This is a genomic window from Streptomyces luteoverticillatus (assembly GCF_003970715.1).
GTDB lineage: Bacteria > Actinomycetota > Actinomycetes > Streptomycetales > Streptomycetaceae > Streptomyces > Streptomyces abikoensis.
Map to the genome: position 1 here is coordinate 1,704,280 of NZ_CP034587.1, position 20,751 is coordinate 1,725,030.

The 20,751-nt window shown below is 73.7% G+C and carries 19 protein-coding genes; 11 read left to right on the top strand and 8 right to left on the bottom strand.

Annotated elements, in window-relative coordinates; translation table 11 throughout:
• Positions 1-154 precede the first annotated feature (154 nt).
• Together EKH77_RS07120 and EKH77_RS07125 are read left to right on the top strand one after the other, a co-directional pair.
• Entirely contained in the window at positions 155-538 is a 384-nt protein-coding gene (locus EKH77_RS07120) for a DUF3099 domain-containing protein (RefSeq protein WP_126917927.1), read from the top strand.
• A gap of 208 nt (positions 539-746) precedes the next feature.
• A complete protein-coding gene (locus EKH77_RS07125) occupies positions 747-995 on the top strand; it encodes a hypothetical protein (protein ID WP_126913570.1) in 249 nt (82 codons plus the stop codon).
• A 21-nt stretch (positions 996-1,016) separates the two neighbouring features.
• On the opposite strand, the gene moaA is transcribed toward EKH77_RS07125, so the two are convergent.
• The 3 genes from moaA to EKH77_RS07140 form a co-directional block, all read right to left on the bottom strand.
• Positions 1,017-2,006: a GTP 3',8-cyclase MoaA gene (gene moaA / locus EKH77_RS07130; protein WP_240667254.1), complete on the bottom strand. Its 990-nt coding sequence runs from the start codon at positions 2,004-2,006 to the stop codon at positions 1,017-1,019.
• Positions 2,007-2,138: 132 nt separating this feature from the next.
• On the bottom strand, positions 2,139-3,788 hold the full coding sequence (locus tag EKH77_RS07135) for a solute symporter family protein (protein ID WP_126913572.1): 1,650 nt from the start codon (positions 3,786-3,788) through the stop codon (positions 2,139-2,141).
• Positions 3,785-4,102, bottom strand: coding sequence for a DUF485 domain-containing protein (locus EKH77_RS07140; RefSeq protein ID WP_240667708.1), 318 nt, complete (start codon positions 4,100-4,102; stop codon positions 3,785-3,787). The genes EKH77_RS07135 and EKH77_RS07140 overlap by 4 nt, the downstream gene beginning before the upstream one ends.
• Before the next feature lie 350 nt (positions 4,103-4,452).
• Here EKH77_RS07140 and EKH77_RS07145 point away from each other — a divergent pair, with 350 nt between their 5' ends.
• Complete coding sequence (locus EKH77_RS07145; RefSeq protein WP_126913573.1) at positions 4,453-6,003, top strand: S8 family serine peptidase; 1,551 nt, start codon at positions 4,453-4,455, stop codon at positions 6,001-6,003.
• Here EKH77_RS07145 and EKH77_RS07150 read toward each other — a convergent pair.
• Both EKH77_RS07150 and EKH77_RS07155 read right to left on the bottom strand, forming a co-directional pair.
• Positions 5,958-6,704 carry a lysoplasmalogenase gene (locus EKH77_RS07150; RefSeq protein WP_240667255.1) on the bottom strand — a complete coding sequence of 249 codons (747 nt, stop codon included), beginning with the start codon at positions 6,702-6,704 and terminating at the stop codon, positions 5,958-5,960. The genes EKH77_RS07145 and EKH77_RS07150 overlap by 46 nt on opposite strands.
• An 11-nt stretch (positions 6,705-6,715) precedes the next feature.
• Positions 6,716-7,597: a sterol desaturase family protein gene (locus EKH77_RS07155; RefSeq protein WP_126913574.1), complete on the bottom strand. Its 882-nt coding sequence runs from the start codon at positions 7,595-7,597 to the stop codon at positions 6,716-6,718.
• Between the two features lie 218 nt (positions 7,598-7,815).
• Between EKH77_RS07155 and EKH77_RS07160 the strand changes: the two genes are divergently transcribed.
• The 5 genes from EKH77_RS07160 (at position 7,816) to EKH77_RS07180 (ending at position 15,093) form a co-directional block, all read left to right on the top strand.
• Positions 7,816-10,572, top strand: coding sequence for an MXAN_6230/SCO0854 family RING domain-containing protein (locus EKH77_RS07160; protein ID WP_240667256.1), 2,757 nt, complete (start codon positions 7,816-7,818; stop codon positions 10,570-10,572).
• Between the two features lie 61 nt (positions 10,573-10,633).
• Positions 10,634-11,638 carry a DEDDh family exonuclease gene (locus EKH77_RS07165; protein ID WP_126913575.1) on the top strand — a complete coding sequence of 335 codons (1,005 nt, stop codon included), beginning with the start codon at positions 10,634-10,636 and terminating at the stop codon, positions 11,636-11,638.
• A gap of 58 nt (positions 11,639-11,696) precedes the next feature.
• Entirely contained in the window at positions 11,697-12,518 is an 822-nt protein-coding gene (locus EKH77_RS07170; protein WP_126913576.1) for an SURF1 family cytochrome oxidase biogenesis protein, read from the top strand.
• 30 nt (positions 12,519-12,548) lie between these two features.
• Positions 12,549-14,333, top strand: coding sequence for a glycoside hydrolase family 15 protein (locus EKH77_RS07175; protein WP_126913577.1), 1,785 nt, complete (start codon positions 12,549-12,551; stop codon positions 14,331-14,333).
• A gap of 4 nt (positions 14,334-14,337) precedes the next feature.
• A complete protein-coding gene (locus EKH77_RS07180) occupies positions 14,338-15,093 on the top strand; it encodes an SDR family oxidoreductase (RefSeq protein WP_126913578.1) in 756 nt (251 codons plus the stop codon).
• Between the two features lie 82 nt (positions 15,094-15,175).
• Here the strand turns inward: EKH77_RS07180 and EKH77_RS07185 are convergent, their stop codons facing one another.
• Together EKH77_RS07185 and EKH77_RS07190 are read right to left on the bottom strand one after the other, a co-directional pair.
• On the bottom strand, positions 15,176-15,406 hold the full coding sequence (locus EKH77_RS07185; protein WP_126913579.1) for a hypothetical protein: 231 nt from the start codon (positions 15,404-15,406) through the stop codon (positions 15,176-15,178).
• Between the two features lie 26 nt (positions 15,407-15,432).
• Positions 15,433-16,677, bottom strand: coding sequence for an inorganic phosphate transporter (locus tag EKH77_RS07190; RefSeq protein ID WP_126913580.1), 1,245 nt, complete (start codon positions 16,675-16,677; stop codon positions 15,433-15,435).
• A 112-nt stretch (positions 16,678-16,789) separates the two neighbouring features.
• On the opposite strand from EKH77_RS07190, the gene EKH77_RS07195 reads away from it, so the two are divergent.
• The 3 genes from EKH77_RS07195 to EKH77_RS07205 all read left to right on the top strand — a co-directional run bounded on the left by EKH77_RS07195 (position 16,790) and on the right by EKH77_RS07205 (position 20,205).
• Complete coding sequence (locus tag EKH77_RS07195) at positions 16,790-17,464, top strand: class II aldolase/adducin family protein (protein ID WP_126913581.1); 675 nt, start codon at positions 16,790-16,792, stop codon at positions 17,462-17,464.
• A 42-nt stretch (positions 17,465-17,506) separates the two neighbouring features.
• A complete protein-coding gene (locus EKH77_RS07200) occupies positions 17,507-18,658 on the top strand; it encodes an alpha/beta hydrolase (protein ID WP_126913582.1) in 1,152 nt (383 codons plus the stop codon).
• Positions 18,659-18,780: 122 nt separating this feature from the next.
• Positions 18,781-20,205: a hypothetical protein gene (locus EKH77_RS07205; RefSeq protein ID WP_206279822.1), complete on the top strand. Its 1,425-nt coding sequence runs from the start codon at positions 18,781-18,783 to the stop codon at positions 20,203-20,205.
• Between the two features lie 107 nt (positions 20,206-20,312).
• Here EKH77_RS07205 and EKH77_RS07210 read toward each other — a convergent pair whose 3' ends face one another.
• Positions 20,313-20,735 carry a VOC family protein gene (locus EKH77_RS07210; RefSeq protein WP_126913583.1) on the bottom strand — a complete coding sequence of 141 codons (423 nt, stop codon included), beginning with the start codon at positions 20,733-20,735 and terminating at the stop codon, positions 20,313-20,315.
• Between the last annotated feature and the right edge of the window lie 16 nt (positions 20,736-20,751).

Consider the following 20,751-nt stretch of genomic DNA (forward strand, 5'->3'; position numbering starts at 1 on the left):
GTCGGATCCGCCCGTACGCCGTATGCGCACTTCGGGCGCCCATCGGTGAGCCGCCCCGCGACCGACCCGGTCTCGTCCGCCGGGAGGCCGCGGCGTAACGTTGTGTACGTACGGGACCGAGCGAGTCGGTGCGGCAGTCGGGTGGTGGAACGTGATGCGGAAGCTGGGCAGCGCGGAGGTCTTCCGGATCACCGGGGCCCGCCAGGGCCTCGCGGAGGACGTGCGCGGGCGGCAGCGCCGGTACGTCGTCTCGATGGGCATCCGGACGCTCTCGGTGGTGCTCACCGTGATCCTGTGGAACATCGAGCGTTACGTGGCGATGGGCACGCTGGTCCTGGGCGCGCTGCTGCCCTATGTGGCCGTCGTCATCGCCAACGCGGGCCGGGAGAACGCCCCTTCGCTGCCCGGTACGTTCATACCGGCGCCGACGCGCCCGATGCTGGGCGGGGCTCCGGAGCGGCCCTCGGGCGCGCCCGCGGAACCCGTCGCGGAAGCGGGACGGCCGGGCCGGCCCGATCAGGGGCGCGACAACGGCTGACCCTCCGGTTCCGGGCGACGGCCGGCCGGGCGGTGCGACAAGCTCAAGAAAACCTCAGATCAATCATGTGGATCGGTGCCCCGTTCCGGGCCCCCCGTGACATACTTCGTAGGCGCTCCGCATCCCCCGTCGGAGCGACAGACCGACGCCGGGCGGCTCCCCCCGTGGCTGCCCGGCGTCGCCGTGTCCGGCCACGTAGAGTCGAGGGGTGAACTCCCCGAATTCCTCCCCGAACTCCCCCGAGAGCGCCGTGATCTGCTCCGCCAAGGGCTGTCGGGCCGACGCCGTCTGGGTGCTGGCGTGGAACAACCCCAAGCTCCACACCCCCGAGCGCCGCAAGACCTGGCTGGCCTGTGACGAACACCGTGAGCACCTGTCCAACTTCCTCTCCCTGCGCGGGTTCCTGAAGGACGTGGTGACGCTGGCGGAGTGGGAGGCGTCGGCAGCCGGTCGCTGACCCGGCCGCCGGTCGACGACGTCAGCCGCCGATCGCCGACATCGGGCGCACGGGCTGGAGGAACGACGGGTCGTCGATGCCCGAGCCCGCCTTCTTGCCCCACATGGCCGTCCGCCACAGCCCGGCGATCTCCTCGTCCGTGGCGCCCGAGCGCAGCGCCCCGCGCAGGTCCGACTCCTCGGTGGCGAACAGGCAGGTGCGCACCTGTCCGTCGGCGGTCAGCCGGGTGCGGTCGCAGGCGGCGCAGAAGGGCCGGGTCACCGAGGCGATGACGCCGACACGGGCGGGGCCGCCGTCGACGGTCCAGCGCTCGGCGGGTGCGGAGCCCCGGGCGTCCTCCCCCTCGGGGGTGAGGGTGAAGCGGGTGCGCAGGCTCGCCAGGATCTCCCCGGCCGTGATCATGCCGTCGCGCTTCCAGCCGTGCTGGGCGTCGAGCGGCATCTGCTCGATGAAGCGCAGTTCGTAGCCGTGCTCGATGGCCCAGGCCAGCAGGTCGGGGGCCTCGTCGTCGTTGTGGCCGGGCATCAGCACGGCGTTGACCTTGACGGGGGCGAGGCCGGCGGCGTGGGCGGCGGCCAGGCCGTCGAGGACGTCCTGGTGGCGCTTGCGGCGGGTCAGGGCGATGAAGACCTCGGGGCGCAGGGTGTCGAGGGAGACGTTGACCCGGTCCAGCCCGGCGGCCGCCAGGGCCCGCGCGGTACGGGCCAGGCCGATGCCGTTGGTGGTCAGCGAGAGCCGGGGGCGGGGCGCGAGGGCGGCGCAGCGTTCGACGATGGAGACGAGGCCGGGGCGCAGCAGGGGCTCTCCGCCGGTGAAGCGGACCTCGGTGACGCCGAGGGCGCTGACGGCCACGGAGACCAGGCGGACGATCTCGTCGTCGGTGAGCAGGTCGGGCTTGGCGAGCCACTGCAGGCCCTCTTCGGGCATGCAGTAGACGCAGCGGAGGTTGCACCGGTCGGTCAGGGAGACCCGCAGGTCAGTGGCGGTACGGCCGTATGTGTCAGTGAGCACGGTGCGGCCCCTCCCGCCGGACTTGAACGTTCGTTCGCTCGTCGCAGCGTACGCGATCGCGCGCGGGAGGGGCCGTGGCCTTTCGAAGCCGGGGCCTTTCGAAGGGGCCGGGGCCTTTCGAAGGGGGCGGGGTCAGTGCGCCCCGTAGCCCGTCAGGGAGCGGACCTCGAGTTCGGCGTACTTCTTCTCCTGGTCGGGGGCCGGCTTGGAGAGCAGGGAGCCCAGCCAGCCGAGGGCGAAGCCCAGGGGGATGGAGACCAGACCGGGGTTGCCGAGCGGGAAGTAGTCGAAGCTCATGCCCGGGAAGAGCGCCTTGGGGTTGCCGGAGACGACCGGGGAGAGGATCACCAGGGTGACGGAGGAGATCAGCCCGCCGTAGATCGACCACAGGGCGCCCTGGGTGGTGAAGCGCTTCCAGAACAGGCTGTAGAGGATCGTCGGCAGGTTCGCGGAGGCGGCGACGGCGAAGGCCAGGGCGACCAGGGCGGCCGCGTTGAGCCGGTGGGCGAAGATGCCCAGGGCGATGGCGACGGCGCCGATGACGACCGCGGCGAGCTTGGCGGTGAGGATCTCCTCCTTCTCGCTCGTGCGTCCCCTGCGGATGACGTTGGCCCACAGGTCGTGGGCGAAGGAGGCCGAGGAGGCCAGGGTCAGCCCGGCGACGACGGCGAGGATGGTCGCGAAGGCGACCGCGGAGATCACGGCCAGCAGGATCGCCCCGCCGGTGGAGCCCGCTCCCCCGCCGACCTGCTGGGCGAGCAGCGGCGCCGCGGTGTTGCCCGACTCGTTCGAGGCGATGATCGCCTTGGGGCCGACCAGGGCCGCGGCCCCGAAGCCCAGGGCGATGGTCATCAGGTAGAACGCGCCGATGATGCCGATGGCCCAGTTCACCGACTTACGGGCGGCCCGGGCGGTGGGCACGGTGTAGAAGCGGATGAGGATGTGCGGCAGTCCGGCGGTGCCGAGGACGAGCGCCAGGCCGAGCGAGACGAAGTTGAGCTTGGAGGTGCCGTCCTTGCCGTACTGGAGGCCGGGTTCGAGGAAGGCCCGGCCCTTGCCGCTGGCGTCGGCGGCGCGGCCGAGGAGGGTGGAGAGGTTCCAGTGGAACTTGTTGAGCACCAGGAAGGTGATCAGCAGGGTGCCCGCGATCAGCATGACCGCCTTGACGATCTGCACCCAGGTGGTGCCCTTCATCCCGCCGATGGTCACGTAGAGGACCATCACCAGGCCGACGAGGACGATGATCCAGCGCCGGGCCCCCTCGCCGGTGGCGCCCAGGAGCAGGGCCACCAGCGCGCCCGCGCCGACCATCTGGGCGAGCAGGTAGAAGATCGACACGACGATGGTGGAGGTGCCGGCGGCGGTGCGCACGGGCCGCTGCTTGAGCCGGTGGGCGAGGACGTCGGCCATGGTGAAGCGGCCGGAGTTGCGCAGCGGCTCGGCGACGAGCAGCAGGGCGACCAGCCAGGCGACGAGGAAGCCGATGGAGTAGAGGAACCCGTCGTAGCCGTAGAGGGAGATAGCCCCGGCGATGCCCAGGAAGGAGGCGGCGGACATGTAGTCGCCGGAGATGGCCAGGCCGTTCTGGAAGCCGGTGAAGGAGCGGCCGCCGGCGTAGAAGTCGGTGGCGTCCCTGGTCTGCCGGCCCGCCCAGACGGTGATGCCGAGGGTGGCGGCGACGAAGACCGAGAAGAGCGTGATGATCAGGGTGCGGTGCTCGCTCGCGCCGCCGGCAGCCAGCGGGTGGGCGGCGGCGGTCAGGACGGTGGTGCGTGGCGTCATTCGCCCGCCTCCAGACGGGCCTTGAGGGCCTCGACCTTGGGATCGATATTCGCTTCCGCGTGGCGGGCGTACCACCAGGCGATCAGGAAGGTGGTCAGGAACTGCGCCAGCCCGAACACGAGGGCGATGTTGATGTTGCCGACGACGATGGTGTCCATGAACCCGCCGGCGTAGTTGGACAGCAGGACGTAGAGCAGGTACCAGCTGACGAAGGCGACGGTGAGCGGGAAGGCGAACGAGCGGTGCGCGCTGCGCAGTTCGCCGAACTCGGCGCTCGACTGCACGTCGAGGAAGTTGTCCGGCTGGGCGGGGATGGTGGGGCGAGCCGGCTCGACCGGCCCGTCGGGTGCGGTCGGTGGGATACCCACGGCCTCTTCTGAGTCCACGGCCTCTCCTGAACGAGTGGGTGCGGGGGCGCGAGCCGAGCCTGTGACTGGGATCACGCATCGTAGAGCGACACCGCAGTATGCGACAGTCCTTGCCCTTCATACGGCCGACTGCCATGGAAAGGCGTCGCGTTGACACTCCCGGAGCCCTCGGCTCCACCGGCATTCTTGAGGAATTCATTGCCCGGGCCCGCTGATCGGCGCTAGCTTCACTCGTCACACCCCGCCCCCGCACACCCGTGCGCACGGGCGGATTTCCGGATGATGTGGAGAACTCCATGGCTCATCTGCGACTCAGACGACGCCGCGCCCTGCTGGCGGCCCCGCTCGGTCTGGCGCTCACCGCCTCCCTCGGCTTCCTGCCGGGCGCGGCATCGGCCGCCCCCTCGGCCGGCGTTCCCGCGAAGGCCGCCGTCACCACGGACGGCCCGCTGCTCTCGTACGTCGTCAACATCAAGCCGGGCGCGCCCACGACGGGGCTGGTGAAGCGGTCGATCGAACGAGCCGGGGGCACGATCCTGGTCTCGTACGACAAGATCGGCGTGATCGTCGCCCACTCGAAGAACCCGCACTTCGCGGAGACGCTGCGCTCGGTGCCGGGGGTGGCCTCGGCGGGCGCCACGCGCACCGCGCCGCTGCGGTCGGCCGCCACGACCGACTACGGCAAGCCGGAGAAGCTCAAGCTCACCAAGGAGGGCGCGCTGGCGGCGGCCCGCGACGCGGCGGCCGGCAAGGAGCCGCTGGAGGGCCTCCAGTGGGACCTCGGCGCGATCGGCGCGGACAAGGCCGCGAAGATCAACCCGGGCAGCCGGAAGGTGACCGTCGCGGTCATCGACACCGGCGTGGACGACACCCACCCCGACCTCGCCCCGAACTTCGCCGCCGACAAGTCGGCCAGCTGCGTCACCGGCAAGGCCGACACCAGCCCCGGCGCGTGGCGGCCCCACAACCCGGCCAAGGACTACCACGGCACGCACGTCGCCGGCACGATCGCCGCGGCCCGCAACGGCGTGGGCGTCGCGGGTGTCGCCCCCGGCGCGAAGGTCTCCGCCATCAAGGTGAGCACCCCGGACGACAACGCCTTCTTCTACGCCGAGAGCGTCGTCTGCGCCTTCGTCTTCGCCGCCGACCACGGCGCCGGGGTGACGAACAACAGCTACTACGTGGACCCATGGATGTTCAACTGCCCGGACCACGCGGACCAGAAGGCGATAGCCGACGCGGTCGGCCGGGCCGCGCAGTACGCCCAGGACAAGGGCGTGGTCAACGTCGCCGCGGCGGGCAACTCCAACTTCGACCTGGCGTCCAAGGAGATAGCCGACGCCTCCAGCCCGAACGACTCCAAGCCGCTGCCCCGGAAGATAGACCCCAAGGTCTGCCTCGACGTCCCCTCGCAGCTGCCGGGCGTCATCACCGTCTCCGCGACCGGTGTGCGCGGCGAGAAGTCGTTCTACTCCAGCTACGGGCTGAACTCCGTCGACGTCGCCGCCCCCGGCGGTGACATCCTCCAGGTGCCCGAGCTGCCGGCCAAGGACGGCCGCATCCTCTCCACGATGCCGGGCGGCGACTGGGCGTACCTCCAGGGCACCTCGATGGCCAGCCCCCACGTGGCCGGCGTGGCGGCGCTGCTGAAGAGCGCCCACCCCAAGTCCAGCCCGCAGGAGATCCAGTGGCTGATGAAGGCCCAGGCGAACAACCCGGGCTGCCCCACGGCCGCGTACGACCCCGACGGCACCGGCAAGTGGAAGGCCACCTGCGCCGGTACCGAGCACGTGAACGGCTTCTACGGCTTCGGCATCGTCGACGCCCTGGCAGCGGTCCGGGACTGACCTGACCCGCGCCGGGTGGAGGGGCCGGCCGGCGACCGGCCGGCCTCTTCTTCCGTACACACGTGGTGTCCGCCGTGGCACAGCAGCACCCCCTGGGTCAGCAGCCACTGCGCGGCGATATACGTGAGCATCACCCAGAACTGGGGCGCGGGCGCCTGCGGCCACTCCGCCAGCCCGCTCGCGAGGAGCGTGTCCGACAGCAGGAACAGCGCCCCGCCCGCCCCGGACAGCAGCCGGGCTCGGGTGGCGCCGAGCGCCATCGCCGTCAGCAGCAGGCTGTAGAACGCGACCGGGACCCGCAGCTCCCCGTCCAGACCGGGCCACAGCAGGACGACCACGGTGAGCCACGCGGCGGCGTAGAGGGCCGCCAGCCGGTACGTCCGGGCGCCGCCGGGGCTGCCGTGCCGGGCGAAGAGCAGCAGGTAGCAGACGTGCCCGGCGGCGAAGGACCCCATGCCCAGCAGGAAGACGGTGCCCCCGCCCACCTGCAGCAGGGTGTCGCCCCCGCAGCCGAGGAACAGCGCGCCCGCGAGCAGGGGCGGCCCGCCGCGCAGCAGGACGTGGGCGGCCAGCAGCGGCATCAGCGCGGGCTTGGTGACGTGGGCGAGGAGCGTGGCGCCCGCGAGCAGGGCGCTCAGGTGGACCACCGCGGTGGCGCCGAAGGCGGCCAGCGCCGCCGTGGCGGCGCGGTCCCGGTTCACGCGTTCCCAGTTCACGCGACCCGCTCGGGGACCGCCGCTGGTGTCGTCCGTCCCCCGGCCGGTCGGTCCGGCTGCCAGCCGGGCCCCCGGAAGACGCGCCCGAACCGCTCCCGCCAGCTCCGCGCCGCCTTCACGTCGCGCCCGATGGCCGCGTACTCGTGGGTGGCCACGCGCAGCGGGTTGTACGTGTGGATGTTCTTGGTCAGCCCGTAGACCGGACGCTCGCCCTCCGGCACGAAGGACCCGAACATCCGGTCCCAGACGATGAGGATGCCGCCGAAGTTGCGGTCCAGGTAGCCGCCTTGCGAGGCGTGGTGGACCCGGTGGTGCGAGGGCGTGTTCAGCACGTACTCGAAGGGCCGGGGCAGCCTGCCGACCCGCTCGGTGTGCACCCAGAACTGGTAGACGAGGTTGGCCGACGAGCAGAACGCAACCGCCGCCGGGTGCACCCCGGCGAGCACCATCGGCACGTAGAACGGCCACACCGTCAGGGAGGTCCACGGCTGGCGCAGCGCGGTGGTGAGGTTGAACTTGCGGCTGGAGTGGTGCACCACGTGACAGGCCCACAGGATCCGTACGACGTGGTGGCCCCGGTGGGACCAGTAGTAGAAGAAGTCCTGCGCGAGCAGCGTCAGCGGCAGCGTCCACCACAGCACGGGCACACGCAGGGGGGTGAGTTCGTAGAGGGCCGTGTAGATCGCGACGATCGGGATCTTCCACAGCGCGTCGAAGAGGAGGCTGCCCAGTCCCATGCCGATGCTGGTCGCCGCGTCCTTGGCCTCGTAGCCCTCGGAGCGGTCGTCGGGATGCAGCCGGTAGCTCACCAACTCCAGTGCGGTGAGCAGGACGAAGGCGGGTATGGACCACAGGACCACGTCGGGTAGGTGCGGCATGGCCGCACCATAAGCGCGCCGGAGGGCGTGCCGCTAGGGGTTGTTACCAACGGGTACCGCAGCTGGGAAAAGGGCTGGCTCCCTTGATCGGCCCCCGCCTAGAATCGACGTGCGGGGGCGGCTCCGCGGTGTGCTTCCTTCTCGCTCGTTCTGCAAACGAATTCCGAGCGCGCCCACTCTCCGCCCCCGCTCGCGCTTTTCTCAGGGGGATCCTCTTCGTGTCCACACTCCACGCCGTGCTGCTCCGCCGTGCCCGGACCGTCTACGTCGACCACGAGCCGTCGCCGCCCGCCGCGGTGAGCGACCCCGCCGTCGCGGCCGGGCTGACCGCGCTGGAGGGCGAGTTGCTGGACCGCGGGCACGCGCTGACCGAGCCGCTGCGCACGGCGCTGGCGGGGGCCGGGGCGCGGGCCCTCGCCGACACCGGGCGGAGCCTGCTCCACGCGATCGACGCGCAGCTCGGCGCCGACCGTACCCACATGCCGCTCTTCCGCGGCTTCCCCCGATCGGTACCCAAGGACACGGACGCCCTCTTCGTCGACCGCGTCTTCAGCCTGCTGCTGCAGCGGCCGGAGCAGCCGTGCGTGCTGTGCGGCACGGTCGGGGCCGTGCTGCCCGTCTCGCCGTGCGCGCACCTGGTGTGCCGCTCCTGCTGGGACGGCGCGGACTACACGGGCTGCCCGTTGTGCCACCGGCGCGTGGACCGTACGGATCCCTTCCTGCGGCTCGCCGAGTCCGCCGAAATCGGTGGCGGGCGGTCGTTCCCCGAAGGGCCGCTGCGGCTGCTCGTGCTGGGCACCTCGCGGACGGCGGACGCGGCCGCCGAGCTGGCCGGGCTGCTGGCCCGCGCCACGCCGCTCTCCCCGCGGGAGCGCGACGACGTCAAGGTCCTCCTGGCGCACGCCGAGCCCGGTGGCCTGGGCTGGCTGCCCGACGGCGTTCCCGTGCGCGAGACCAGGGCGCTGGTGTTCGGCACGCTGCTGCGCGACGGCGGCCCCGCGACGGTGACGGCCGTCCGGGAACGGCTTCCGGAGCTGCTGACGACCGCCACGGACGTGCTGCGCCTGCTGTGGGTGTGGTCCGGCGGCGAGGCGGATCTGCTGTCGGCGCCCCGGCTGCGGGGGATGCCGCGCGGGCTGCGGCGCGAACTGCTTGCCGTCCTCGACGGATTCGCGCCGCCCTCGCTCGTCGAGGACCTGCTCCGGCACCCGGAGGCGTGGAAACGCGCGGTGGAGCTCCTCCACCCGTTCGAGGGCCACGCGCGGCACCCGCGAGCGGCACTGGCCTTCGCGGCGCTGCGGGGCACGGACGTCTCGGGCACAGGGGCGCTGAGCGAGGCGCTGCTGCGGACGGCGGCGGAGCACCCGGAGGCGGTGGTGGTTCGGGGTGCCCGGATCGTCGCGCGCACCTGGGCCGGGCGGGTCGAGGAGGCCCTGCGTCACGGGGACGCCGCCGGGGCGGTGGCGCTGCTGGCGCGGCGGCCGGGTGAGCTGGTGCGGCGGCTCGATCAGTTGCTGCGGGTGTACGGGGGCGAGGAGCTCGCGCCGGAGCTGGGCGCGGCGCTGGAGCGCGGGCTGCCTTCGGTGGGTCCCGGTCCGCTGCTCGGGGCGCTGGGCGCGCTGCGGGGGCGGCATCTGCCGTCGTCGCGGCGGGTGTTCTTCCCCCGGGGCCGGGTGGGCCGCGCCCAGGGCGTGGACGACGTCCGGCCGCCGCTGCCCGCGCCGCTGGTGGCCCGGGTCGCCGGGCTGCTGGAGGCCGAGGTGGTGCGGCGGCTCGGTGCCGCGTCCCGCTACGGGCTCGCCGTGCTGGACCCGGGGCTGGCGGCGCTGGCGGCGCCGTTCGCCGAGCGGTCCTCGGCGGCGTCGCTCGTCGCGGTGCCGCGCGGCAGCGAGCTGCGGCTGCCCGGGGGCGGGGTGCTGCGGCTGTTCCTGCACTGGACGGAGCCCGAAGGCACGCGGGTGGACCTCGATCTGTCGGTGGCGTTCTTCGACGAGCAGTGGCGGGCGGTCGGGCTGTGCGACTACACGCGGCTGCGGTACGGGGGCGACGCCGCCGTGCACTCCGGCGACCTGACGTCGGCGCCGCCGCCGGACGGCGCGACCGAGTACGTCGACCTGGACCTGCCGGCGCTCGCCGAGGCCGGGGCGCGCTATGCCGTGCCGGTGGTCTTCAGCTACAACGACGTGCCCTTCGACGAGCTGCCGGACGCCTTCGCGGGATTCATGACCGTCTCCGGCGCCGGGGAGCGGGACGCGACGTACGACCCCCGGGCGGTGCGGCAGCGCTTCGACCTGGCGGGGGAGTCGCGGATCTGCGCGCCGATGATCGTGGACCTGGCGGACGGACGCGCGCTGTGGACCGATGTCCACCTTCCGGGTGACAGCGGTGTCCACGACCTCGGCCGCCACGGGAACGCGATGGGCGCTCTCGCGCGGGACCTGTGGAACCACTTCACGGGCGGGGCCCGGGTGACGTTGTGGGACGTGGGTTGCTGGCACGCGGCGGCACGATGCGACGAGACGATCGTCGTCCGCCGCGTGGACGCCTCCGGCGTGGACGAGCCGGGCGCTGACGGCCGGAACCCGGGACGCGCGAGCGCGGACGAGCCGGGCACGGACCGCCCGGGTGCGGACGGCTCGGGCGACGGCAGCATGGGCACGGACGTCACGTGCCCGCCCGGACCCGCCACCGATGGTGGCGCCCGCGTCGAGCTGTGGCACTACCGACGCCGGGACGGCGAGGACGTCGCCGCCTTCGCCGCGCGGCTGCGAGCGCTGGGCGCGCCGGAGTCGCGGGAGCCGGCCGGCGGGGCGGACGCGGACGGTCGGCGCGTCTTCCTCGCGTTCGTCGAGGGGGACGGGATGTCGCCGGTCGGCGCGACCGGCACGGTCTACCGGCTCTTCCCCGGTGCCGTCGACGCGTGCGCGGGGACGGAGCGGGTGACGGCCGCCGGGCTGCTGGCGGAGCTGGCCTGATCCCGGCGCCGGGACCGGCCGGATCCCGCGTTGTCAGCGGTGGCCCGTAAGCTCTTGGACCATGCTCGAAGACCGCACCGCCGCCGCATCGCCCACCCCGTGGCCTGCCGCGTATCCCGACGGGTACGCGGTCGTCGACGTGGAGACCACCGGGCTCGCCCGGGACGACCGGATAGTGTCGGCCGCGGTCTACCAGCTGGACGCCCGGGGACAGGTGGAGGACCAGTGGTACACGCTGGTCAACCCGCTGCGCGACCCCGGTCCGGTGTGGATCCACGGGCTGACGTCCGAAGTGCTCGCGGACGCGCCGCTGTTCCAGGACATCGCCGGCGAGTTCGCGAAGCGGCTCGACGGCCGGGTCCTCGTCGCGCACAACGCGGCCTTCGACTGGTCGATGATCGCCCGGGAGTACGCCCGGGCCGGCGCCACCGCCCCGGTGCGGCAGCGGCTGTGCACCATCGCGCTGTCGAAGGAGCTGAAGCTCCCCCTGCCGAACCACAAGCTGGAGTCGCTCGCCGCCCACTACGGCGTCGTACAGCAGCGCGCCCACCACGCGCTGGACGACGCCCGGGTGCTGGCCGAGGCGTTCCGGCCGAGCCTCCACCTGGCGGCGGGGGCGGGGCTGCGGCTGCCGCTGCTGGCCTGCCAGCCGCTGACCGAGTGGTCCGACGGCCCGGCGGCCGCGCCCGCGTACTCGGCGAGGGTCGGTTATCAGCCGTCCTACCGGAACGGCGCCGGCACCTGGCGGGCGAGCCGGAAGCGCCCGGCGTGCCCCTATCCCAACCCGGGCCGGTACACGCCGGGCGGGCAGCTCAAGCAGGGGATGCGGGTGGCGTTCTCCGGGGACACCTCCATCGACCGGGAGCTGCTGGAGGACCGGGCCGTCGAGGCGGGTCTCCACGTGGCCACGAGCATCTCGCGGCTCACGAGCGTGCTGGTGACCAACGACCCGGGCTCCCCCACCTCCAAGGTCGTCAAGGCCCGCTCGTTCGGCACGCCCGTGATCGACGAGGCCGCGTTCGTCCAGCTCCTGTCGCACGTCACCCCGGCGGAGGGCGGCGCCTGAGCCGGGGGCCGGGCCCCCGTCGCAAGGGGGGCGAACCCCACCAGGTACCGTCAAACGCGTGTACCGCTTCCTGCTGACCCGGCAGTGGGTGATCCTCACGCTCGTGGGGCTCGCCCTCATTCCGGCGATGATCAAACTGGGCTTCTGGCAGCTCCACCGCCATGAGCAGCGGGTCGCGCGCAACGACCTGGTCGCCCACAGCCTGGCGTACGCCCCCGTGCCCGTCGGCACGCTGAGCGCCCCCGGCCGCGAGGTCCCGCAGGAGAACGTCTGGCGCAGGGTCACCGCGACCGGCACCTTCGACACCAAGGGCGAGGTCGTCGTCCGCTATCGCACGGACGAGTCGGGCAAGTCCGGCTTCATGGTGATCACGCCGCTGGTGCTGGACAACGGCACGGCGCTCCTCGTCAACCGTGGCTGGATTCCCGCCGACAGCGGCCAGCTGGCGTTCCCGGCCGTCCCCGCCGCGCCCTCCGGCAAGGTCACGGTCATGGGCCGGCTGCGCGCCGACGAGACACCGGGCAGCGGCATCAAGGACACCAAGGGCCTGCCGCCCCGCATGATCATGCTCATCAACAGCGAGCGCCAGGCCAAGGAGCTGCACCGCCCGGTCATCGGCGGCTATGTCGAGCTCGTCTCCCCCGCCGGTGACAGCGGGCAGCCCCAGCCCGTGCCCGACCCGGACCACAGCAGCATCGGCAACCACATGGCGTATGCCGTCCAGTGGTGGCTGTTCAGCGCGTTCGTGCCGGTCGGCTGGTTCATCCTGGTCCGGCGCGAGCGCCGCGACCGCGCCGCCGACGCGGCGGCCGCCGCCGCAGCCGCCTCCGCTACCGCGGACGGCGGCGAGGTCGCCCGGACAGCCGCGTCTCCGGACTAGCCCGCGCGGGGCCGGGGAAGGACGCCCCGCGTGTCAGCACTCATCGAGGACTACGCGCTCATCGGCGATCTCCAGACCGCCGCCCTCGTCGGCCGGAACGGCTCCGTCGACTGGCTCTGCCTGCCCCGCTTCGACTCGGCCGCCTGCTTCGCCGCGCTGCTCGGCGGCGAGGACCACGGCCACTGGCGGCTGGCGCCCGTGGGCGCCGGCGAGTGCGCCCACCGCTCCTACGCCGGCGACTCCCTCGTCCTGGAGTCCGTCTGGGAGACCGACGCCGGCACCGTCAAGGTCACCGACTTCATGCCGCAGCGCGACCGCGCCCCCGACCTCGTCCGGATCGTCGAGGGCGTCAGCGGGTCCGTCGAGATGCTGGGCGTGCTGCGGCTGCGGTTCGGCCACGGCGCGGTCGTCCCCTGGATGCGCCGCGACGACGACCACCACGTCGCCGTCGCCGGACCGGACTCCGTCTGGCTGCGCAGCGAGCCCCCCGTGTCCACCTTCGGCCGGGACTTCAGCACCCGCTCCGAGTTCACGGTGGAGGCCGGGCAGAAGGTCGCGTTCGTCCTGACCTGGCACCCCTCCCACGAGCCGCGCCCCGCGCTCGTCGACCCCCACGACGCCCGGGACGCGTGCCTGGCCGACTGGCGCGCGTGGGCCGGCCGCTGCTCGCTGCGGGGCCCGTACCGCGAGGCCGTGCTGCGCTCCCTGCTCACCCTCAAGGCCCTCACCTACGAGCCCACCGGCGGGATCGTCGCCGCCCCCACCACCTCGCTGCCCGAGGAGATCGGCGGCGTGCGCAACTGGGACTACCGCTACTGCTGGCTGCGCGACTCCACCCTCACCCTGGAGACGCTGCTCGCGCTCGGCTACGAGGACGAGGCCGGGGCGTGGCGCGACTGGCTGCTGCGCGCGGTCGCCGGCGACCCCGCCGACCTGCAGACCATGTACGGCCTGGCGGGCGAGCGCCGGCTGCCCGAGTCGGAGCTGGACTGGCTGCCCGGCTACGAGCGGTCCCACCCGGTCCGGGTCGGCAACCTGGCGGCGGGCCAGCTGCAGCTCGACGTCTACGGCGAGGTCATCGACTCCTTCCACGCCGCGCGGCGCGGCGGCCTGGGCGACCGGCCGCACGCGTGGAACATCCAGCGCTGCTTCCTGGAGTTCCTCAGGGACCACTGGCGCGAGCCCGACTCGGGGCTGTGGGAGGTCCGCGGCCCGCGCCGGCACTTCACCCACTCCAAGGTGATGGCCTGGGTCGCCGCCGACCGCGCGGTGCGCACCCTGGAGGAGGACCCGTCGCTCCGCGGCGACCTCGACGGCTGGCGGGTCCTGCGCGAGGAGATCCACCGGGAGGTCTGCGAGCGGGGCTACGACGCCGAGCGCGGCACGTTCACGCAGTACTACGGTTCGCGGGAGCTCGACGCGGCCACGCTCCTCATCCCCCGCGTCGGCTTCCTGCCGCCGGACGACCCGCGCGTCGTCTCGACGGTCGACACGGTCCGGCGCGAGCTGCTGCACCACGGCCTCGTCCGCCGCTACAGCGTCGAGTGCGAGCCCGTGGACGGCCTGCCCGGCGGCGAGGGCGCCTTCCTGGCCTGCTCGTTCTGGCTGGCCGACGCGCTGTTCCTGACCGGCCGGACGAAGGAGGCCCGCGAGCTCTTCGAGCGGCTCCTCGCCGTGCGCAACGACGTCGGCCTGCTCGCCGAGGAGTACGACCCCGAGGCCGGCCGGCAGCTCGGCAACTTCCCCCAGGCCTTCAGTCACATCGGTCTGGTGGGCACGGCCCTTCTGCTGACGGGGCACGGCACGGCAGACTGACGCCATGGATCTTGGACTTGAGGACCGGGTGTACGTACTGACCGGCGCGAGCCGCGGCCTGGGCTTCGCCACCGCCCGCGCGCTGGTCGCCGACGGGGCCCGCGTGGTGATCTCCGGGCGGGACGCGAAGACGGCCGAGGCGGCGGCCGGGGAACTCGGCGCGGGCGCCGTCGGCGTGGCCGCCGACAACGCCGACCCCGCCTCGGCCGAGCGGCTCCTGGACACCGCCCGGGAGCGCTTCGGCCGCCTGGACGGCGTGCTCATCAGCGTCGGCGGCCCACCGCCCGGCTCGGCCGCCGACAACGACGACGCCCAGTGGCGGGCCGCCTTCGAATCCGTCTTCCTCGGCGCGGTCCGGCTGGCCCGCGCGTCGGCCGCCGCGCTCGGCGAGGGCGGCGTGATCGGCTTCGTCCTCTCGGCGTCGGTGCACGAGCCGATCCCCGGCCTGACGATCTCCAACGGCCTCCGCCCGGGCCTCGCGGGCTTCGCCAAGTCCCTCTCGGCCGAGGTCGCCCCGCGCGGCATCCGCGTCGTCGGCCTCCTGCCGGGCCGCATCGCCACGGACCGCATGCGCGAGCTCGACGCCCTGGCCGGCGACCCGGAAACCGCCCGCGCCCGCCGCTCGGCGACGATCCCGCTGGGCCGGTACGGCGAGCCGGACGAGTTCGGCCGCACGGCCGCGTTCCTGCTGTCGCCGGCGGCGTCGTATGTGACGGGCGTGATGCTCCCGGTGGACGGCGGCGCCCGGCACGGGTTCTGAGGAAACGGCGAAGCGCCGGTCCGGCGGTGCCGGACCGGCGCTTCGTGCGCTCGCGCGGTGGTAAGCGGTGCGCGGGGTCGCGTCAGGCGACGATCAGAAAGATCCCGTAGCCCACCGCCGCCGCGCACAGGGCGAAGCACGCGTACGCGCCCGTGCGGGTCAGGGCGGTGGTGCCGCCCTCGGTCGTGGCCGACGTGGTCGCCGGCTTGCGGGACGTGCCGAGGATGCCGAGCGTGAAGACGCCCACGAGGCCGACGGTGACCACGAGGCTGACGCCGAAGACCTGGCCGAGAGCTGCCCAGTCGATGTGCATGGTGGTTCTTCCTCCGTTGCCCGGCGTCAGCCGGTCGTCGCGGCGGCGGGGGTGGCCGGGGCGGCCGGGGTGGTGACCGGGGCCGAGGGGCCGGCCGGCGGCGGGGCGACGGCCTGCAGGGCGGCCGTGACCACGCCGACGGGCTCCTCGGGGAGACCCTGCGGCGTGTTGAGGTCGTTGACGTTGTCGTGGGTGACCGGCTTGCGGCGCGAGGCCGCCCAGATGGCGCCGGAGACCCCGAGGCCGAGGACGGCGACCGCGGCGATGCCCCAGTCGCCCTGGTCGGCCAGGAGCGCGGCGCCGGCGGCGACGAGGCCCGCGGCCGGGAGGGTCAGGCCCCACGCGGCGACCATGCGGCCGGCCGTCGACCAGCGCACCACGCCGCCCTTGCGGCCCAGGCCGGAGCCCATGATCGAGCCGGAGCAGACCTGGGTGGTGGAGAGCGCGAAGCCGATGTGCGAGGAGGCGAGGATGACGGTCGCCGCGCCGGTCTGGGCGGCGAAGCCCTGCGCCGGCTTGATGTCGGCGAGGCCCTTGCCGAGCGTCTGGATGATGCGCCAGCCGCCCAGGTACGTACCGAGCGCGATGGCCAGGCCCGCGGAGACGACGACCCACAGCGGCGGGTCGGAGTGCGGGGCGACGACGCCGCCGGTGACCAGGGCCAGGGTGATGACACCCATGGTCTTCTGGGCGTCGTTGGTGCCGTGGGCGAGGGAGACCAGGGCGGCCGAGGCGATCTGGCCCGCGCGGTAGCCCTTCGCGGTGTCCGCCTCGTCACGGCCCTTGGTCAGCCGGAACGTCAGGCGGGTGGCGGCCCAGGCGGCGATGCCCGCCACGATCGGGGCGGCGACCGCGGGGATGAGGACCTTCATGACGACCTTGTCGGCGTTGACCGCGTCGAAGCCGACGGACGCGACGGTGGCGCCGATCAGACCGCCGAACAGGGCGTGCGAGGAGCTGGAGGGCAGGCCCGCCAGCCACGTCAGAAGGTTCCAGACGATCGCGCCGACCAGTCCGGCGAAAATCACCTCTGGTCTGATGCCGGCGCTCTCGTCGATGATGCCACCGGAGATCGTCTTCGCGACCTCGACGGACAGGAACGCCCCGACCAGGTTGAGGACGGCCGACATGGCCACGGCGGTCTTGGGCTTGAGCGCTCCGGTCGAGATGGTGGTGGCCATGGCGTTGGCCGTGTCGTGGAAGCCGTTCGTAAAGTCGAACACCAAGGCCGTGACGATCACGATCCCGATGAGAAGCGTGATGTTTTCCATTCACCCAGGCAATCAGATTCGAAGGTCAGTACGCGGCGACCGTAGGGACTCCGGGTGAACGGAAGGTGAACTGGCTCGGGCATACCGATGAGACCACCCGGAGGCGAAGATCATGAAGACCGGTGAGCGGACCCCCGCCGCACCCGACGACATCAGCCGGACCTGGGCGGATGTCGTGGCCACGGCCCGCAGGAGCACGGCCGACGGCCTGGTCGTCGGCACCTCCGGCAACGTCTCCGCAAGGGTCGGCGACGTGGTCCTTGTCACGCCCAGCGGGGTCCCCTACGACCGGCTCGGACCCGGCGACGCAGTCGGCGTCGACCTGGACGGCCGCCAGGTGCTCGGCGAGCTCGCCCCCACCAGCGAACTGCCCATGCACCTCGCCGTCTACCGCGCCACCGACGCCGCCGCGATCGTCCACACCCACGCCACGCACGCCACCGCCGTCTCCACGCTCGTCGACGAGGTGCCGCCGATCCACTACATGGCCGCCGCCCTCGGCGGACCCGTCCGCGTCGCCCCCTACGCCCTCTACGGCACCGACGAGCTCGCCGCCCACACGCTCCGGGCCCTCGACGGCCGCACCGGCTGCCTGCTGCGCAACCACGGCACCCTCACCCACGGCGCCACCCTGGAGGCGGCCTACGACCGCACCGCCCAGCTGGAGTGGATGTGCCGCGTCTGGCTCACCGCCTCCGCCGTCCCCGGACGCGCCCCCACCCTCCTCGCGCCCGCGCAACTGGACGAAGTCACCGCCAAGTACCGGGGATACGGACAGCCCGGCTGAGCCGAGTCGCCCGGCGGCCCGCACGGGACCAGACTGGAGGGGATGGGTTTGAAGAGAGCGGCGGCCGTCGCCGCCACCACGCTGATCGGAGCCGGGGCCGCCGCCGTGGCGGCCGGGCGGTACGCCGGCGACGCCGCCCTGCGGACCGTGCCCGGGCACCCGCCGCCGGGCGAGCACCGGCTCACCGTCCACGACGTCACCCCCGGCACCGGCGCCGCCCCCGGCGCGATCACGCTCACCCGCGCCCCGGCCACGCTGCGCCCCGGCACCTACGGCCTGGCCGGCCGGGGGCTGCACGCCGTCGTCGGGGACGTCGTCGCCGACGTCTCGCACCCCCACGACTGCGTGGTCCGGCGCCTGGAACGCGTCACCCACGGCGCCCCCGCCCCCGGCGACCGGGTCTGGCTCACCCCGCAGACCCACCGCGGCAACCCGCGCGACGCCCTCGGCATTGACCACGCCGACGTGGACGTGCCCGGCGAGCTGGGCCCCCTGCCCGCCTGGTTCGTGCCCGGCGCCCGCGACACCTGGGTCCTCGCCGTCCACGGCCTGGGCACCACCCGGGAACACACCCTGACCGTGCTGCCCTTCCTCCACCGGCAGCGCCTCCCCGTCCTCGCCCTCGCCTACCGGGGCGACCCCGGCGCGCCCCGCCCATCGCACGGAATCAGCCACTTCGGCGCCCGGGAGTGGCGGGATCTGGATGCCGCCATCCGCTACGCCCTCCGCAACGGCGCCCGCCGCGTCGTCCTGTACGGCTGGTCCACGGGCGCGACGATGGCGCTGCTCACCGCCCTGCGGGACACGGGCTCCGCGCTGAGCGACCGGGTCGCGGGCGTCGTCCTGGACGCGCCGCTCCTCGACTGGCCCGCCGCGCTGGGCGCCCTGGCCGCCCACCGGCTCCCGGCCGCGCTCATTCCGCTTGCGGTCCGGGCGACCGAGGGACGCACCGGTCTGGCCCCCGAGGGCCTGCTCACCGCCGCCGACCCCACCCTGCTGGACGTCCCCGCCCTCGTCGTCCACGGCACCGACGACCCCGTCGCGCCCCTCCTCCATTCCCGTGAACTCGCCGCCCGGCGGCCGGAACTGATAACGCTGCGCACCGTTCGCGGGGCGGGTCACGCGGCCTCCTGGAACGTCGATCCCACGGGCTACGAGGAGGCCCTGCGGCGCTTCCTGATCCCCCTGATGTAGGGCGTGAACAGGGCGCTCGCCCTGTTCACGCACCCCCCGCATGACGTCCCACCACGGGTCGCCGACGGCTGGATAGTTGATTCCGATTGGGTTTTCGGAGCGTGAACGGCAAGACTGCTCCTGTGACGTCCCGTACTCCGCGCGACTCCCGGCTCAGACTCGTTCCCCGACAGCCGATCACCGCCGCCCGCCGGGCCGTGGCGAACCGGGGCGCCCGTCCGGCGCCCCGCCCGCCCGCCGGCACCCCGGCCCGGCCGGAACTCGCCCGTCAGGCGAGAGCCTGGCTGGCCGGCGCGGTCCGCCTGGCCCGCTGGGCGGCCGACGAGTGCTCCCGGGGCACGACCCTGCGGCCGGGCTCCGGCGGCTGCCTCGCCGACGGCGCGGCCGAGCGCGCCGCGGCCGCCCTGGACCTGCCCCCCGTCTCGGTGCGCACCGAATGGGACCGGGCCCGGCTCGCCGGGCTGCTGGAGCTCCACGGTGGCACCGCCCGTCCCGGCTGGCGGCTGACCGCCTGGGAGCGGGACGACAGCGCCGTGCTGCGCGGCTGGGTCGCGCTCTTCGACGCCTGGTCCCTCGCCCACCCCGAGCCCCCCGGCACCGACTCCACCGTCGCGGCCGAGGTCGTCGAGGCCGCCCCCCAGCTGCTGTCCGTCATGCACCTGTCGGCCGGGCCCGTCTCCGTGGCGATGCTCCTCGACCTCCTCCAGCAGCGGGTGGCCGAGATCCGCGCCGAGCGCTGCGAGATCCCCTACGACGCGCCGGTCCCGGCGGGCGCCTGCCCCGCCGTCCCGCCCGCCCCCACCGCCGGCGACCCCCTGCCGGGGCTGCTGGACTGGGCCCTCGAAGGGCTCGCCTCCGTCGGCGCGCTCGTCATGCGCGGCGACACCGGCCCCCGCGCCGAGGCCCTGCTCACGCCGCTCGGGAACTGGGCGGTGTGGGTCAAGCTCGAGCAGATCTGCGTGGCCGCCCAGAGCCCCGCCGGGAACATCGAGCTGTCCGCCGAGGCCATGCTGCGCGGCTGCGCCGACCTCACCCCCGGCCCCGCCCGCGCCGAGTACCGCGCCTGGCTCGCCGCCCGGCCCGTGCGCAGCGCCGTCACGGAGCTGCTGGACGCCGCCCGGGGCGACGACGCGATGGTGCGCGGCCAGGCCTTCGAGGCCCTGCGCGCGGTGGGCGCCCCCGCCGAGCCGGCGGTCCGCGCGGCGGCCGAGGAGCCGGTGCTGCGCCCGTACGCCCTGCTGTGGCTCGCCGAGCACGAGGGGCACGACCCGGAGGAGGCCGCCGAGGTGCTCAGCCGGGAGGAGGCGACCTGGCTGTGGGTGGACACGGCGGCCGCGGTCGCGGACCACGGGGAGGGGCGGCTGCTGGTGCGGCATCTGGACTCGGCGGTGCAGGGGACCGTGCCGGGGTTGCTGGAGGAGGTGCGGGCCGTGGGGCACCCACGGACGGTTCAGGTGCTCGTCGCGCTTGCGGCGGCGCATCCGGATCCGGCCTTGGCGAAGGCCGTGCGGCGGGCCGCGTTCCAGGTGCACACGGGGGGTGCGTAGGGAGGGCCCCGGTCCCTCCCCCAGCTACCGCTGGGAGGTGCCCCCATTTCACCGTTTCCCGGGGCTCCGCCCCGGACCCCGGTCCTCAAACGCCGGACGGGCTGAATTCAGCCCGTGAGCCCCGTCCCCTTCGGGGCGTACGTGCCGAAGCTCCAGACGTTGCCCTCGGCGTCCCGGGCCATGTAGTCCCGGGAGCCGTACTCCTGGTCCGTCGGGGGCATGACGATCTCCGCGCCGTGCTCGACGGCCCGCCGGTGGTGGGCGTCGGTGTCCTCGACGACGACGTAGACGCCGGAGGGGCCGCCGCCCGCCATGGCCTCGTCGAAGACACCGCCCCGGCCCTTGGAGCCGATCATCACGATGCCGTTGCCGTAGACGAGCTCGGCGTGGAGGACGGTGCCGTCCTCGCTCTCGTAGAGCGCGCTCTCGAGGAAGCCGAAGGCCTCCGTGAGCAGGCGGATCGCCGCCTTCGCGTCGTGGTAGAGCAGCGCCGGGCTGATGGCCGGCGCCGCGATGCGCGGTTGTGCCATGGCGTTCCCTCCTCCA